Origin of the sequence: Nitrincola tibetensis, assembly GCF_003284585.1 — a bacterium.
In the GTDB taxonomy this organism is placed as follows: domain Bacteria; phylum Pseudomonadota; class Gammaproteobacteria; order Pseudomonadales; family Balneatricaceae; genus Nitrincola; species Nitrincola tibetensis.
On the sequence record NZ_QKRX01000025.1, the window covers coordinates 1 to 15,833 of the forward strand.

Here is a 15,833-nt window from a genome sequence, read left to right on the forward strand (position 1 = left end):
AATTATGGTATTAAGTGGAATTATGAGCAAGGCGCATAACAAACAAATTTTATCGCCAGCAAAAAACGCTGGCTGCGACGTCAACCCGCTGCGCGGCTTTCCGCGCTAAATTTGGGCGTTATGTTTCAGGGGGAGAGTGAGTTTGACGCGAGCAAAGCGATGGACTGAAGGCAACGTAGTGGCGGTTCCGCTCGAGGATGGGGGATTCGGGTTTGGTGTTGTCGTTGAGGAGCCATTGGTCGCATTCTTCACACGCCGAGCCAATACCAAGGAGATGCCGGCCGATATTTCGAGTGCGGCTATTGCCTTCTCGGTATGGGTGATGAACAACGCTATCGGTAAGGCCCACTGGTCTATTGTTGGCACTATAGATTTGCCGTCACACGTAGAACTGGACCCTTGGTTTTTTAAAAAAGACATCATCTCTGGCAAGTACAGTTTATACCGCCATCTAGAGGAAAAACCTGCTTTGCGGGACGATTGTGTCAACTTGGAGCGAGCGGCGGTGTGGGAACCGGAACACGTTGAATCCCGATTGACCGATTTCTTGGCTGGCCGTGAACACCAGAACAAATGGGTACGTTCTCTCGCACTGTAACCAGAAGAAACATAACCAGTTGCTGCACACGGAAAAATTACTCGCTACGCTACCAATTTTCCGGTGAGCAAAGCGTTAGGCATCCCTCGCATCAGAACTATGAAGGAGTATTAAGTGATACCAATATATGAACAAGGATCTGGGAAAGGTATAGGCCATAGTGTTGAATCCTTCTTGGCGCGTTTTGAAGAGATTGCAATAAGCCACATAGATGATGGGCGAGCGAAGTCTTTGGCATTTGTCTTCTATGATTACCACGATTCAGAATTTAAAAAAATACTTAAAGATCAAGGCGTGTTCGCACAACTAGATCGGTTATCTGGAAAGGATCTCAGTGTTTTTTATATGCACTCCGGAAGTGATGAGATATTGAAAACCTTTAATTCAGTCCTGATGAATGCACTAGGTGTTGCAGAGATAGCTAAAACCCCATGTGTAGTATTTTGTAAAGCAACACCAGAAGGCTTCATCGATATATCCGTTGCAACCTTAGATAGCCCTGACCTTGTACATGGCTTCCACGAGCTTTATGGAATAATCGAAGCCTACCTAAATAACACCGGTGAAAAGCCAAAGCCCAAATATATTGCCTGGTTAAAGGGATCATTAAAGTTTGTATCGCTAGAAGGTATAAAGGCTTTGGTTCGAGAATTATTTAAAGGTGGCATGTTCTAATTGTCCATGCCTAATACCTATGAGCATTCTCTCTGTCAATAGGCTGCAGAGTTTTTTATTGGCCGCGTCAGCGGCCAATATCAAGTCCCTGAGCCAGAGTGATTCTACTTCATCTGTCATCGTTGGCTGTTGGTGGGTTACAGCAAACACCTATTGAGGCTCTCTTAACGTGATGGTTCACCACTGCCAGACCGGGTTGCTCCTTGCAGGTCGGTCTGGGGCACTAGACATTCATCGGTTAACCAGCATCTGTCCTATTCAAAAAGCGGGTTACTTTTCAGTCCCAGTTAGTTTCAGGTTCAGCGCTGGTGTAAGCCCACTCGCTCAGGGTATTGATGCACGCCAGCAGGATGGATAATCAAAGCGACAGGCTTCGTGGTGAGTGTAGAAATCGTGCTTTAGGTCTTGTTGATCAGTCAACTGACACCCGTTTTCGGCACACTCCGTAATGATCCAGTTAGACGTCGATCATCATCCTGCTGCGTGACTAACCCGTTAGAAATCGTTGTTCATCAAACACCTTTTCGTTCTTTAACATGAAATAGACCGCACGACCCAGCTTGTGAGCCAAAGCTGACAGCGCCTTGGCTTTACTCATACGTTTCTGGAAGCGTTGCAAGAGTTTTTGAGCACTAGGGTTTCCTCTGAGGTATAAAACAGTTGCTTCAGAAAAAGCCCACTTCAGATGGGCATTGCCAATCTTATTGCCTTGGGTGCCATAGGTTTTACCCGCTGACTCTGCTTTACACTTGATCAGGCGGGAGTAAGAAGCAAAATTCTGAACCGATTCAAAACGCTGAATATCTCCGATTTCATACAGGATGGTCAGAGCCAGAATACGGCCAATACCGGGGATGGTTTTTAACAAGTGATAATAAGTGGGGCGATGCTTTTTGGCCTGCTTTTCTAACAGCCATTCGATCTGACTCAGTTCCCGGTGGTAGCAGTCCAGCACTGCCATATCCAGATCAATGTTGCGCTGAACAATCTGATCATCAAAGGTCTTGCCCAGTTGCTCTCTGGCACTGACATTTTTCAGATTGACCTTGTTGGGTGGCAAGTTGTACTGACTGGTGGTGTTGGCAACGTGAGCTTTCATATCCGCGCCATGCCGCACCAGGTTAGTCCGGCGTCGAAGCAGATCACGAGTCGCCCGCATCGTGCGCGGATAAACATAAGCTAGCGGGAAGTTGCCACCTCGGATCAGGGCAGCAATCTTGTAAGAATCAATCCGGTCATTCTTGGTTTTGCCACCATGAATGGCCTTCATATACAAGGCGTGACCCAGAATAAAAGCAATGCCTTGATCTTCGCAGAAGTCAGCGATCCAGTACCAGCAGTGCATACATTCAACCCCGATGACCAGGTCATCCATATAGGGTTCGATTAATCGAAGTAAGTGCTCTGGCTTGGCAGGGATTTCCTTGTGCAGCAAGGTTTCACCCAGCTGATTGAGAATGCAGACATACAGGCTACGAGCATGCAAATCGATTCCACAATAATGAAGATGGGTGCTATTGTAAAAGTTCATTGAGTCTTCTCCTGTTGGGTTTCGTCGCCTTTCCAGTTTAGCCAAACGGCTGAGCTGGGGGAGAAGGCTCAATGAGTATCAAATCAAAGCACGCGGACTTGGTAAAACTGTCACCTTTTTCGCTTGCGCAAAAAAGCCGCCACTTTCACCAAGCCGGTGTTTGAGGCGTTCAGGCTGTAGAAAAACCTCTTTATCTATGCTTTGATAAGACTTTCAGGAAACGGAGGCTCTGGGATGGCAAAATTCAAACATTATGACTACAACCAGATGTCGATGGTGGTGATTAACTATCTAGAACAGATTCAACCTGGCACGTTTGAATTTGCACTGCATTACTTGATCTCTGAAAAACTCGACTTATCGGCTTTTCACAAGCCTTACAAAAATGATGCCGAAGGTCGTCCAGCATACGACCCTGCGATACTGCTCAAAATTATATTATTTGCTTATTCCAAGGGCATTACCTCCAGCCGTGAGATCCAGTGGTGCTGTGAAACCAATATCATCTTCAAAGCCTTATCTTGCGACACAGTGCCGCACTTTACTACGATTGCTCACTTTGTCAGTAGCCGAGCTCAGGCAATAGAAGCCTTATTTGAACAAGTGCTACTCATCTGTGATCAACAAGGACTGTTGGGTCATGAACTCTTTGCTATTGATGGTTGTAAGATGAGCTCTAATGCATCCAAGGAATGATCTGGCACCTTTAAAGAACTGGAACAGAAGCGTCACAAACTCAAGTGCTTGATCCAGTATCATCTCAGTGAGCATCAAGAAAAAGATACCTGTGAAAGTGAAGAATCACTGGAACGTAATAATCGCAAGACTAAAACCATTCAAACACTGGATGCGGCTGCCAATAAGATCGATGCTTTTTTAAAGCAGAACCAGCCGAGGATGGGTAAAGGCAAGCGCAGCAAGGAAGTGAAGAGCAATATCACTGATCCAGAGTCAGCCAAGATGACGACCAGCAAAGGCACCATTCAAGGCTATAACGGCGTTGCAGCAGTCGACAAAAAACATCAAATTATCATTGATGCACAAGCCTTCGGTGAAGGGCAGGAACATCATACTTTGGAACCTGTATNACAAGCCTTCGGTGAAGGGCAGGAACATCATACTTTGGAACCTGTATTAGAGAGTATTAAAGCACGCTATCAGCGGCTTGGTATTGATGACAATGTATATGCAGGCGGCGTTATCGTGACGGCTGATACTGGCTTTGCTAACGAAGCTAATATGAAGTATTTGCACGAAAATCAGATTAATGGCTATATTCCTGACAACCAGTTTAGAAGTCGCGACCCTAAGTTTGCACACCAAAAAGGAAAATACGGCAAGCGCCATCAGTCCTCAAGAAAGTCTAAAGCGAAACCACTGATTCCCGCTAGCGAGTTCCAGTTTGATCCAGTTAGGATGATATGTATTTGTCCGGCGGTTGAGCAGATTAGTCATCGGGGAGTTAAAACGAATGAACGTGGTCAATGCACAGCCTATTTTGAAGGTCGATTACTGCAATGCCGTCATTGCGCTATAAAAGATAAGTGCATGAAGAATCCAGCGTCAGCGAATCATCGCAAAGGTGCCTGAAGACAAGTCAGTTTTGCACTTAACGACCAGCGTGCGCCGACCTATACTGACTGGATGAAGCACCGAGTGGATAGTCCTAAAGGGAAGCAAATTTATAGCCATCGAATGTCTGTTGTGGAGCCTGTGTTCGGCAACATTGGCACCAACAAAGGACTCAACCGTTTTAGTCTGCGAGGTGAAAACAAGGTACAGGGTCAGTGGCAATTGTACTGTTTGGTGCATAATGTAGAGAAGTTAGCGAAATACGGTGGATTGAGCGGATGAGGCGGAAATCAGGATGCCCTTACTCTTAAATGAGGCTCTGAAGGGGAAATTGCTTAAGGTCTATAAAAGTAAAAGCTAAAAGACAAATTAAATACGTGATTGCTGACTGAAGTCAGCAATTGAAAATGAATAATATAGATCGGGCCCTGGCGGAAAAACTTGTCGAAATTAGGTTTTTCTACAAGCTCGTTATATGCCAGAGAGTACAAAATCGACTGCCGCAGTAATGTCAGCGCGTTGTGAGGTCAGGTCATAGGCCTGAACACCGAGCTGTTTGCGATCTACACCTGCAAGGTCTTGTGTCATTGCTGTGAAGCTCTCACCATCAAGAATGAATGTGGGATTGAGCCTCGATAGGCTTATCTGTGCAGCCATTTTTGAAGGTGTAAGCGGAATGACAATGGTTGTTCTCAGTTCACTTAATAAACCACTTTGTATATCCAGCAGGTAAGGGTATTGGGTGCGAGTAGCTGGGTTGGGGTTCTTATATGCGCAAAATTGACTCATCAGAACTTCCTGACACTGTCGCTGAACGTGCCGTTGGTTTCGACAAATTGGTTGTATGCTTGAATGGCATCGGCGTTCTCGCGTAGCCATTGAGCGCGCTGTTCAGTCCTTAATTGATCAGCCAGGGCATGCTCCAAAGTTGCAGATAGATTGATATTGAGACCTTTGGCTTTTTCAAGTAAATCACTGTTTATACTGACATTGGTGGGTTTCTTGGGGGCTTGGGTATTGTATGCGTAATTCATGGCTGTTGCTCCGCATGTGTAATGTGCATAGTATATGCGCATACTCATTGTTGGGCAAGGCATATAACAATCCGCAGCAATCGCTCCCGTTGGTCGCTGGGACAGCGGACGCTCGTTCCTCGCGCCGTTTATAGCGGGCGTTCAGGCTGTAGAAAAACCTCTCCATCTATGCTTTGATAAGACTTTCAGGAAATGGAGGCTTCAGGATGGCAAAGTTCAAACATTATGATTACAACCAGATGTCGATGGTGGTGATTAACTACCTAGAACAGATCCAACCTGGAACGTTTGAGTTTGCACTGCATTACCTGATCTCTGAAAAACTCGACTTATCGGCTTTTCACAAGCCCTATAAAAATGATACCGAAGGTTGCCCAGCATACGACCCTGCGATACTACTCAAAATTATATTATTTGCTTATTCCAAGGGCATTACCTCCAGCCGTGAGATCCAGTGGTGCTGCGAAACGAATATCATCTTCAAAGCCTTATCTTGCGACACCGTGCCGCACTTTACTACGATTGCTCACTTTGTCAGTAGCCGAACTCAGGCAATAAAAGCCTTATTTGAACAAGTGCTACTCATCTGTGACCAACAAGGACTGTTGGGTCATGAGCTCTTTGCTATTGATGGTTGTAAAATGCGCTCTAATGCATCCAAGGAATGGTCTGGCACCTTTAAAGAACTGGAACAGAAGCGTCAAAAGCTCAAGCGCTTGATCCAGTATCATCTCAGTGAGCATCAAGAAAAAGATTCCTGTGAAAGTGAAGAATCATTGGAACGTAATAATCGTAAGACTAAAACCATTCAAACACTGGATGCGGCTGCCAATAAGATCGATGCTTTTTTAAAGCAGAACCAGCCAAGGATGGGTAAAGGCAAGCGCCATCAGTCACTAGGAAAGCTTAAAGCGAAACCTCTGATTCCCGCTAGCGAGTTCCAGTTTGATCCAGTTAGGATGATATGTATTTGTCCGGCGGGTGAGCAGATTAGTCATCGGGGAGTTAAAACGAATGAACGTGGTCAATGCACAGCCTATTTTGAAGGTCGATTACTACAATGCCGTCATTGCGCTATAAAAGATAAGTGCATGAAGAATCCAGCGTCAGCGAATCATCGCAAAGGTGCCGGAAGACAAGTCAGTTTTGCACTTAACGACCAGCGTGCGCCGACCTATACTGACTGGATGAAGCACCGAGTGGATAGTCCTAAAGGGAAGCAAATTTATAGCCATCGAATGTCTGTTGTGGAGCCTGTGTTCGGCAATATTGGCACCAACAAAGGGCTCAGCCGTTTTAGCTTACGAGGTAAAAACAAGGTACAGGGTCAGTGGCAATTGTACTGTTTGGTGCATAATGTAGAGAAGTTAGCGAAATACGGTGGATTGAGCGGATGAGGCGGAAATCAGGATGAGATGGCTTCTGAATGAGGCTCTGAAGGGGCAATTGCTTAAGGCCTATAAAAGTAAAAGTTAAAAAGACAGATGAAATACGTGATTGCTGACCGAAGTCAGCAATTGAAAATGAATAATATAGATCGGGCTCTGGCGGAAAAACTTGTCGAAATTAGGTTTTTCTACAAGCTCGTTGGGCATAGCATCATGGACATCATTCTGTTCCTACTTCCGGTACTTATCATCGCTTTGGCGTTCACGGCCTGGTCGGCCGCCAAACCAGAATACGACAGCGATACTCAGTGGTCTGAGCGTGAGCTTCAAGCGGGCTTTAGGTATCGCTTCCTGAAGTTCGTCTTTTCGGGATTTTCCTGGGTGGTGGGGCTTCTGATAATCTTTTTCACGCTTGGCAGCTTTCAAAATGGCAGTAGACTTGGTAGCAGCATTTACTGGATAGCTTGTGGAGTTGCGTTTTTCGTGCTGGTTTTCTATATACGGCTGTCGGTCCTGCCCAAGATGCTCGATAGTGCCACACGAGAGCATGATGGTGATGTCGCAGATTGACTGTAGAACACACCTCCTTCACGTAGAAGAAGCCGTCTTGATTTATCTTCCCCCAAAGCGTTATGACCCTCTTTTTTAGCTGTTATCCCGCCCAACAATCGCTTCGAGGGGGACGCTCCGCCAGCAAGCTTCGCTTTCTGTCTCCGCGCCCCTCAAGCTAAACGTTAAGCTCAAAAATCAGCACTTGTCATGTGTAACCTTATAGGTTACGATGCATTCATGATTATAAGCTTCATACACAAAGGCCTTGAGAGGTTCTACAAGTCTGGTAAAACCTCTGGGATTCAGGCGAAAGACGCCACGCGTTTAAGGCTTATTCTTACAAACCTTGATCAAGCAGAATCTCCAGAAGATATGGATTTACCTGGTCTTCGTTTGCATGAATTAAAAGGAAGCCGTAAAGGCATATGGTCTGTATCAGTAAGCGGAAATTGGCGGGTCACTTTTCGTTTCACTGGCAAAGATGCTGAAATAGTCAATTATGAGGATTATCACTAATGAGTATGTACAATCCGGCTCATCCGGGTGAAATTCTTAAAGAATTAGTAATTGAACCATCAGGTGTAACAATTACTGATGTCTCTGAGCACCTTAATATAAGCCGTAAAACTTTATCTAAAGTATTAAACGGTAGAGGTTCTATTACTCCTGAAATGGCAGTGCGGCTTGAGCTAGCTTTTAAGAAACCCAGTGCTGATCATTGGCTTAGGCTTCAGAATGCTTACGACCTTTGGGTTGCCCGTCAAAATCAGTCTATGCTGCAAGTTCGTCCATATGATTTTGCAGCGCAAGCTTAACAAAGCCATTAAATTCACTCCCTACGGTCGCGGGACGCTCGTTCCTCGCGCCGTTTTTGGAGGGGCGTTGAGACTGTCGGATTAGCTCCACAGTTCTTGGCTGACGCAACAGACAAGGGCTAAAATCAGGCAACAGAACTTTACCTCACAGGTGGCAAGGGATGGCGCCGAGAGAACCAGTCGAATGGTCGCCGGGTCAGCTTTACACTAGGTGATGGTAAAAAGATCTCAGGCTTTATCGAGAAGAGCAGAAGATCGACAGCCCGGTGGGACGGCATATCTACAGCCAGCGATTGGGTAATGTGGAACCGGTATTTGGCAATCTGGAGTGCAACAAGGGGCTGAATCGGTTTACGTTTACTGAATACAGGCTGTTTGAATGGATGGTTAAGATCATCGGTTCGAGCGGGGAATAATCACCAGGATGAAGGATAGGCTGGCGATGCTGGGGATTTTGATTTCAAAATGTCTAATCAGACAGGCTCGTTAGGGCTGATCGTAGTGACCACCAATAGCGAAGATATAAATGGACTTTTCGCTAAACCGATATATCAAACGATCTTTTTGTGATATCCGCTTGGACCAAAGGCCAGAGAGGGTGTGCTTAAGTTGCTCAGGCTTCCCTAAACCTGAAGCAGGGTCGTTTGAACGCAGCATTTCCTTGAGTAATTTACACAAAGCCTTGTGCAATTGTTTGTCCTTCTCGCGCATAGTTTCATACTCTTCCCAGGTGTTGCCTTCAAATACCAGTGATCTCATTCATTTGCTCTTCAGTCGGTATATAGCCTTTACCACGGTTGTGGGTTTCAAGGGAGTAGGCAATCTGTTGCATGAGGCTCTGGCTTTGGAGAACATGAAGCGTTTCCTGCTCTCGCTCCCAGTCGTCGGCACTCATTACAACGAATGCATCTCCGGCTCGTCGAGTTACCTTGAGTGGCTCGTGCCTGCTAACCACTTGTTCTACAACGCTCTTCAGGTTGTCTCTAAATTTGTTTACACTGATTGTATCCATGATTACACCTTGATGTACGGAGTTTCCGTACAAGTATACGTCAAGTGCCCTAACAAGGCCAAGCACAGCGACAGCATTTTCGTTGCGGCTTCGCCTTCACTTCTAAGCTGCACCTGTTGACTGGTACTATTAATAGTACCAAATCGTTGACTAGGTAATTACTATGCAAGTGAAGTTTTCTGAGGATGTCATTCCTCCGTGTTTTGAAGCATCATGTTCATATGTTATCTTAAAATCAGTTGGTTCAACATCAGGTTGACACTTAGGGCAGGAGTCAAAATGCATAGGGGGAGTTGTTTGTGTGGTGCTGTTTCATTTCGTTTAAGGTCAGAGCCTAAAGCGGTATCCAACTGCCATTGTACAATGTGCCAAAAGCAACATGGTGCTGCATTTGCTACCTATGCGAGTCTTCCTAAATCTGATTTGGAGTATTTGTCGGGGCAAGAACTTCTTACGTCTTATCACTCATCTGGGCGCGTTGTTAGAAAGTTCTGTAGTGTTTGCGGCTCTAACATCGAGTGGAGCGGTAGCGAAAAATTTCCGGATTGGGTCTCGATAGCGGTGGCGTCATTTGATACCCGCTTTGACCCCAAGAGTGTCAAGGATATTCACTTGGACTCTAGAGCCTGCTGGTTACAAAGAAGCGAAGGCCAAGGGTAGAGACGAACGCCTCGTCGTTATTCCAGTTCAGAGAGCAAGTTATATGCCGCGTAGATTTCCTTGATGCGACCGGATGCCCTCATTTCCAGCAGTGCCTGATTCAAATCGTCAAAAATATGGAAGTGGGGGGACTTGCGAGACATGCCGAAATAATTTCCGATTTCATTCGGGTAGTAATAGTGTGCATAGCTGTATTTGTTATAGCCTAACTGCTCAAGTGCTATTTCTATCGCAGATCTATCCAGAATAACCATGGTATCAAACCGACCATTGATGAACATCTGTGCCATGTTTTTATCATCCACTGATTCAATTTTCTGCAGCATGATATCCTGATTAAAACGATCAAAGTAGGCAGTGCCTCGTTTGGTACCAATTGTCAGATTATAGAGGTCCTCATAGGAGAGTATCTTGCTCTCTTCCCCAAGTTTGACCAAAAACAGTATATTCCGGTTTTGCTCAGCAATTGGGCCGAGAAAGGCGATAAATTCTTCGCGCTCTTGGTTACGGACGGTTCTCGGTACAATATCGACGTCACCTGTACGCAACTCCTCGTAACTACGCGCAAAGGGACGATGTGTCCAAAGAATGCTGTAGCCTATCTTAGCGGCGGCTTCCTCAAGAATATCTTTGAGTGGGCTTAGCATTTGGTTATTTCGTTCATCAAATAACATTTCGGGTGGGCGATGTCGAAAGTCAGCTTTCAAGACTTTTAAAATATTGCGTTGTTCTGGCTGAGCAGTAAGGGGGTTGGACATTGCCGGATTGGCGATGCTAATAAGTGATGCCGCTATGATCAGCATGATGGCCAGAAGTTTAGATGAGATGGCTCTAGTATGCATATTGGGTTTTCTCGCAGTTACGATACTTCTGATCTTTATCATAGACCATAAGCTCCAGTTTGCTGGCTTTTTTGAAGAGTCTGCAGGGGGAATGTGCCTGCTGCTGCCAGCTCAGTGTTTAGCCTCATCATTAATGGAGAAACGGGAGAGGCTGGACTATAGTCTTTAAAGACTATTGTTAGCGGTATAGACTGAGGTGATAAAATGCTGAAAACACACAAGTTAGCAGCTAAGCTGATGTTTGCTAATGTGTATTTAACATGACTCTTTTAATGAAAAGCCGATTGACGCGGCGTTATTTTTTGCATATCTACCCAATATTGACCCTTTTCCTATGTTTGTTTGTTTTGGTTTTGCTGTATCAAGAGTCAGAAAACAAGCGAGAAAATAAACAATCCTTTCTGCAAAACAATGTCCAGCAGCTTTCTCGAATTCTGTCCGAACCTTTATGGCAGTACTCTGATAATGTGATTAATGCGATTGTGGATAGTGCTTTTGAAGGCTCAAACTTACTTTGCATAAAACTGACGTATGAAGACTCAGTGCGAGAGCCTCTCCAGAAAGGACAGTGTGCTGATGTTGAGGGTGAGTTCATTTCTGCAGACTTTCCAATCGTTTATCAGGTTTCAGATCGTGTGTTTATACTAGGTAATATTTATATATCAAGTCGTTTTGACTATGTCTTTTCAGATACTATAAAAGATATAAAATATATTCTTGCTGTCAGTATGATGATTTATTTGGTTCTTGCCTTCGTAACCTTACGTACATTTCATTTTAAGTTATTAATGCCATTATATGATTTTTTGAAGTCTATAGATCGTTATAAGTTAACGGGCGAAAGGCTCACTGTTGATTATAAATCTGACGATGAGCTTGGTGAACTGATATCTCTTTATAATGAAGGTTTGAAAAAGCAAGTTCAAATAGAAAATGATTTGCTACAAGCACGGGAACGAGCTGAGGAAACTTTAAATAGTTTAAAGGCAACTCAGGCTGAGTTGATTCAAGCCGAAAAAATGGCTTCCCTGGGAGGGCTCGTGGCGGGAGTTTCGCATGAAATTAATACACCTCTTGGCAATGCGATCACAGTGTCTACTACATTGATGAGTAAAACAAATGAATTTAATGAATATTTAGTTTCTGGAAAAATTAAACGAAGCTTGTTGTCTGATTATGTCAATAATATGCTTGAAGGCTGTATGATTTTAGATCGAAATCTGCAGCGTGCTTCAGGTTTGATAGCGCACTTTAAACAATTGGCTGTAGACCAAACGAGCATGAGTAGAAGAACATTTGAATTAAAAGACACCGTTGATGATGTTATTATTAGCTTAAAACCAACATTTAAAAATACGCCACATGCAGTATCTAATGAAATAAAAGATGTGATTTCTCTTGATAGTTATCCAGGCCCACTTGGGCAAGTCTTAACAAACATTATTTGCAATGCATTAGTGCATGCTTTTCAAGATGATGTTGCTGGAAGGATTACGCTTACAGCAGATTGCATGGCTTCTAATTCTGTCAGAATTGTGGTGTCTGATGATGGTGTTGGTGTAAAGCCTGAAGATATTAGCCATGTTTTTGATCCTTTCTACTCAACTCGTTTTGGTCAAGGGGGGTCTGGTCTAGGGTTACATATTTGTTATAACTTAGTGACAGGTATTCTGGGAGGGAAGATATCGATGGAGAGTGAGGTGGGCGTGGGAAGTCGAGTAATTATAGAGATTCCCTTAGTGGCTCCAAGTAAATATGAAGTGAGTTAAAGGGTGGGGAGAGTGACAGCGAGCCAGGTGACTCGATACGCTTCTTCAACATGCCTAATTCAAACAAAATCTATCCAACTCAACCAACAGAACGGCTTGTATATCTTTGCTCTATTCTGTATTTTCTAAACAACGCCTATGCAAAAGCTCTGTTTTAAATTCTAATTATAAGAGAGCTAAAACTTTGTTAATCACTAGGTATATTAATACAGGTATGGATAGCCTATGCGTAACTGGTCTTTTTTATTGGTTCTGGTCCTGACTCTGCCAGCACAAGTGTATGCTGGCCTAGATAAACTCAGATTTATAACTGAAGAGTATCCACCCTACAACTATGTTGAAAATGGTAGGCTGCAGGGGTTAGCTGTTGAGCTGCTAGAGCGTGCATTCGAAGTTGATGGTCGAAAACTCGATCGGGGTAGCATCGAAATACTGCCTTGGGCTCGTGGTTATGAAACTGTACTCAATACACCTAATAGTGTTCTTTTTTCGACTACTCGCACTGAGGCTCGTGAAGGTTTATTTCATTGGGTTGGCCCGATCTCCGCTGACCGAGTAGTGCTGATGGCACGTAAATCGAGCGCTATTCAGATTGACAGTATCGAGGCACTCAATCAGTCTGACTTGAAGATAGCCGTCATCCATGAGGATATAGGCTCCCAACGATTGCGAGAATTAGGGGTTGACTCATCTCGAATCCATACGGCAATAAACAATACGAGTGCACTGGCAATGCTGGAAGCCAATCGCGTTGATTTATGGGCGTATAGTGAGGATGTGGCGTATTGGCTGATGGATACTCGTGGATACGATCAACAAGCGTTTGAGGTGGTCTATACACTCAATGAGGCCTATCTCTATTTTGCGCTCAATCCCGAAACAGATCCAGCACTGACCTCTCAACTGCAAACGGCCGTGAATAAAGCTAGCGGGCAAGTGCCTTCACTTAGGCTAGTTACGGAAGAGTATCCACCCTATAACTACATCAATAAACAAGGTGAAATATGGGGGACGGCAACACAATTGCTTAAAAGTCTTATAGAGCACAGTGGACTTGAAGCTGAGTTTCAGTTATTACCTTGGGCGCGTGCATTAACCGAAGCTCAAATGCTTGAAAATACCTGTGTCTATTCAGCCACTCGCACACTTGAACGAGAGCCCCTGTTTAAATGGATCGGCCCCTTACTGAGTAATCAGTGGGCGGCTTTTTCACTGGCCTCTTCGTCTATTGAGGCGAAGAGTCTTGATGACCTGGCTGGCTTGCGTCTTGGTAGTTTTCGTGAAGATGCGGTTGGTCGATATGTACAAGATCAAGGCCATAACCTGATTCTGGCAAACGCGGACCACGAAAATATGGACCGTTTGAATGCCGATTTGATAGATGTGTGGATCACAGGTGTTGATGCCGCTAATTACTTAGCCGATCGTCAAGGGGTTGAGTTAAAACAATTATTTGTTTTTAATGAGGTTCCACTCTATCTTGCCTGTCATGTGTCTCTTCCGTCCGAGCTGCATCAACAGATGCAAACCACCCTAGACATACTTTTACAACAGCAAGGTGCACAGCTAAGCTTAAATCAGTTCAAAGAGATTCATTAATGAAGCGTGCGAACAAGGTTTCCCGTCGCCGCAGTTTAACCAGCAAGCAGGCACTGGCTACACTCTTGGCAGGGCTGATGCTCAGTTTTATTACTGGCTCAATAGAGCTAGTCATAGACGTTCGCAAGATGCGTGCTGAAGTGCAGAGCCAAACCCAACAAATGCTTAAATTGGTTGACGCCAGTGCAGCAGAGGCCGCTTTTCAGCTTAATCCAGAGCTGGCCGAACAGGTGGTTACTGGCCTTTACTCAGGTGAAACGGTCGCCAAGGTGGAGCTGCGAGATGACTTTGGCCGCGTCATGTATAGCCTCGGTGATGTCGAACAGACCAGTAACCCATTATACCAACGCTTGTTTGGTGATATTTTGCATTACCAACAAACGCTTGAGTACCGGACTCATGCGAATGATTCCGGACGCATAGTCGGTGAGCTCGAACTGATACTTGCACAGCAAGCGCTGGGGCAGGCCTTTTCTCAACGCAGTCTGCTAATCTTTTCGCTTAGTTTACTGAAGACTCTGGGAATAGTATTGTTAATGGTTTGGGTGTTTGCGTTTTTAATAACAGGTCCATTGTTACGCGTTTACAATGCACTGCAAACCGTTAATCCGGAAGAACCTGGAAAATGGCACCGCCCACACCTTAAATACAATAAAGGGGATGAGCTGGATCATTTAGTTAAAGGGCTTGATCAACTGTTAAGAGCCTTTCAGGCAGGCTTGGATCAGCGCGATCTCTTGCACACCTTGTCTAGCATCGATGGATTAACTGGCTTAGCCAACCGTCGCCACTTTGATGCGCAGCTAGAGCAACTATGGCTAGAGGCTCGTGAGCAACAACAACCAATCGCATTGATTTTTATGGATATCGACTATTTTAAGCCCTTTAATGACAATTACGGTCATGCGGCGGGGGATGAGTGTCTGCAGCAGGTTTCCAGTACGATGCTGGCAACAGTGACTAGACCTGGTGATCTCGTCGCACGTTATGGTGGCGAGGAATTTGTTTGCATTCTGCCTGGAACTGATTTGCAAGGGGCCTGCAAACTGGCGTGCCGAATACAAGAAAGCATTGCCAAACTCAATGTGCCACATGCGTATTCCAATTGCAGTGAGCGGATCACACTGAGTATTGGGGTCGCATCAGAAACCCCTAAGCCAGACGAAATCAGCCCAGATCGTCTGCTGCTTCTGGCGGATGAACGCCTTTACCTAGCCAAAGCGGCCGGACGCAACCAGATTATACGTCAACATCCGGTTCCTATTGTGCGGGACTCTGTTAAGAATACTCAGTAGTAAGTCGCGCTCAATGCAGCCTTATATGGGGGGTTGCTGCTTCAGTAGCCTGCTTGTGCGGTCTGGAAAAAAACACTCGTGAAACATTTTAGTGATGAGGTGTTATCGTAAACCCAGAAAGGAAAGAACCACCAAAACGATCACGACCACACCGACGATATAAACGATATTGTTCATCAATATCTCCTCTTTATCACAAATCTAAAATTGGGTGACGCTACGTTCCATGTAGCGCACGATGTAACTCCTGTACAGACGGCTCCATCGCCTCATCTAGGTTCAGAATAGGGGGTTGGCTTCGTTTGGTCTGTTCGATGGCGCACTGAGCTTCGAATAAAAATGAGAAACAATCTAGATCAATAGTAGAGGCGTCCCGCTCTGTTAGCCTAGTTGTCCACTTGGCGATTTAGCCTTTTATAATTCTTTGAGCGGGTGGAATGAGAACTGTTATGCCTCGTTATTCCAGTGAGCGTAAAGCTTCAGTACTAAAG

Annotated in this window: 16 protein-coding genes and 1 pseudogene; 11 read left to right on the forward strand and 6 right to left on the reverse strand. The window is 44.9% G+C overall.

The genetic code is table 11. The features are described 5' to 3' along the window. Positions 1–142 precede the first annotated feature (142 nt). Positions 143–598 (forward strand): immunity 26/phosphotriesterase HocA family protein, encoded by a 456-nt coding sequence (locus tag DN062_RS17975; RefSeq protein ID WP_162301327.1) that lies wholly within the window; start codon positions 143–145, stop codon positions 596–598. Positions 599–712: 114 nt separating this feature from the next. Next, positions 713–1,273: a hypothetical protein gene (locus DN062_RS17980; protein ID WP_112160679.1), complete on the forward strand. Its 561-nt coding sequence runs from the start codon at positions 713–715 to the stop codon at positions 1,271–1,273. A gap of 487 nt (positions 1,274–1,760) precedes the next feature. Here DN062_RS17980 and DN062_RS17985 read toward each other — a convergent pair whose 3' ends face one another. Further along, entirely contained in the window at positions 1,761–2,804 is a 1,044-nt protein-coding gene (locus DN062_RS17985; protein ID WP_112160680.1) for an IS110 family RNA-guided transposase, read from the reverse strand. Positions 2,805–3,038: 234 nt separating this feature from the next. Here DN062_RS17985 and DN062_RS19250 point away from each other — a divergent pair. Next, positions 3,039–4,658 (forward strand): annotated as a pseudogene (locus DN062_RS19250) (transposase). 189 nt (positions 4,659–4,847) lie between these two features. Here the strand turns inward: DN062_RS19250 and DN062_RS17995 are convergent. After that, positions 4,848–5,165 carry a CcdB family protein gene (locus DN062_RS17995; protein WP_112160681.1) on the reverse strand — a complete coding sequence of 106 codons (318 nt, stop codon included), beginning with the start codon at positions 5,163–5,165 and terminating at the stop codon, positions 4,848–4,850. Next, entirely contained in the window at positions 5,165–5,410 is a 246-nt protein-coding gene (locus tag DN062_RS18000; protein ID WP_112160682.1) for a type II toxin-antitoxin system CcdA family antitoxin, read from the reverse strand. Before DN062_RS18000 ends, DN062_RS17995 begins: the two co-directional genes overlap by 1 nt. A 206-nt stretch (positions 5,411–5,616) precedes the next feature. On the opposite strand from DN062_RS18000, the gene DN062_RS18005 reads away from it, so the two are divergent. From DN062_RS18005 to DN062_RS18020, 4 genes are all read left to right on the forward strand, one after another. Continuing rightward, complete coding sequence (locus DN062_RS18005) at positions 5,617–6,807, forward strand: transposase (RefSeq protein WP_112160683.1); 1,191 nt, start codon at positions 5,617–5,619, stop codon at positions 6,805–6,807. Positions 6,808–6,894: 87 nt separating this feature from the next. Continuing rightward, a complete protein-coding gene (locus DN062_RS18010) occupies positions 6,895–7,368 on the forward strand; it encodes a hypothetical protein (protein ID WP_112160684.1) in 474 nt (157 codons plus the stop codon). A gap of 219 nt (positions 7,369–7,587) precedes the next feature. Next, positions 7,588–7,866 (forward strand): type II toxin-antitoxin system RelE/ParE family toxin, encoded by a 279-nt coding sequence (locus DN062_RS18015; protein WP_112160685.1) that lies wholly within the window; start codon positions 7,588–7,590, stop codon positions 7,864–7,866. Then, on the forward strand, positions 7,866–8,165 hold the full coding sequence (locus DN062_RS18020) for a HigA family addiction module antitoxin (RefSeq protein WP_112160686.1): 300 nt from the start codon (positions 7,866–7,868) through the stop codon (positions 8,163–8,165). Before DN062_RS18015 ends, DN062_RS18020 begins: the two co-directional genes overlap by 1 nt. Before the next feature lie 486 nt (positions 8,166–8,651). Here the strand turns inward: DN062_RS18020 and DN062_RS18025 are convergent, their stop codons facing one another. Further along, on the reverse strand, positions 8,652–8,924 hold the full coding sequence (locus tag DN062_RS18025) for a Txe/YoeB family addiction module toxin (RefSeq protein WP_112160687.1): 273 nt from the start codon (positions 8,922–8,924) through the stop codon (positions 8,652–8,654). Continuing rightward, on the reverse strand, positions 8,905–9,177 hold the full coding sequence (locus tag DN062_RS18030) for a type II toxin-antitoxin system Phd/YefM family antitoxin (protein WP_112160688.1): 273 nt from the start codon (positions 9,175–9,177) through the stop codon (positions 8,905–8,907). The genes DN062_RS18025 and DN062_RS18030 overlap by 20 nt, the downstream gene beginning before the upstream one ends. 279 nt (positions 9,178–9,456) lie before the next feature. On the opposite strand from DN062_RS18030, the gene DN062_RS18035 reads away from it, so the two are divergent. Beyond that, positions 9,457–9,837: a GFA family protein gene (locus tag DN062_RS18035; protein ID WP_112160689.1), complete on the forward strand. Its 381-nt coding sequence runs from the start codon at positions 9,457–9,459 to the stop codon at positions 9,835–9,837. A gap of 17 nt (positions 9,838–9,854) precedes the next feature. On the opposite strand, the gene DN062_RS18040 is transcribed toward DN062_RS18035, so the two are convergent. Next, positions 9,855–10,679 carry a substrate-binding periplasmic protein gene (locus tag DN062_RS18040; protein WP_205126772.1) on the reverse strand — a complete coding sequence of 275 codons (825 nt, stop codon included), beginning with the start codon at positions 10,677–10,679 and terminating at the stop codon, positions 9,855–9,857. Positions 10,680–10,939: 260 nt separating this feature from the next. On the opposite strand from DN062_RS18040, the gene DN062_RS18050 reads away from it, so the two are divergent. The 3 genes from DN062_RS18050 to DN062_RS18060 all read left to right on the forward strand — a co-directional run bounded on the left by DN062_RS18050 (position 10,940) and on the right by DN062_RS18060 (position 15,342). Next, positions 10,940–12,448, forward strand: a complete 1,509-nt coding sequence (locus DN062_RS18050; protein WP_112160692.1) for a sensor histidine kinase — start codon at positions 10,940–10,942, stop codon at positions 12,446–12,448. A gap of 225 nt (positions 12,449–12,673) precedes the next feature. Continuing rightward, positions 12,674–14,047, forward strand: a complete 1,374-nt coding sequence (locus DN062_RS18055; protein WP_112160693.1) for a substrate-binding periplasmic protein — start codon at positions 12,674–12,676, stop codon at positions 14,045–14,047. Beyond that, positions 14,047–15,342, forward strand: coding sequence for a GGDEF domain-containing protein (locus DN062_RS18060; protein ID WP_112160694.1), 1,296 nt, complete (start codon positions 14,047–14,049; stop codon positions 15,340–15,342). The genes DN062_RS18055 and DN062_RS18060 overlap by 1 nt, the downstream gene beginning before the upstream one ends. Positions 15,343–15,833: the final 491 nt, after the last annotated feature.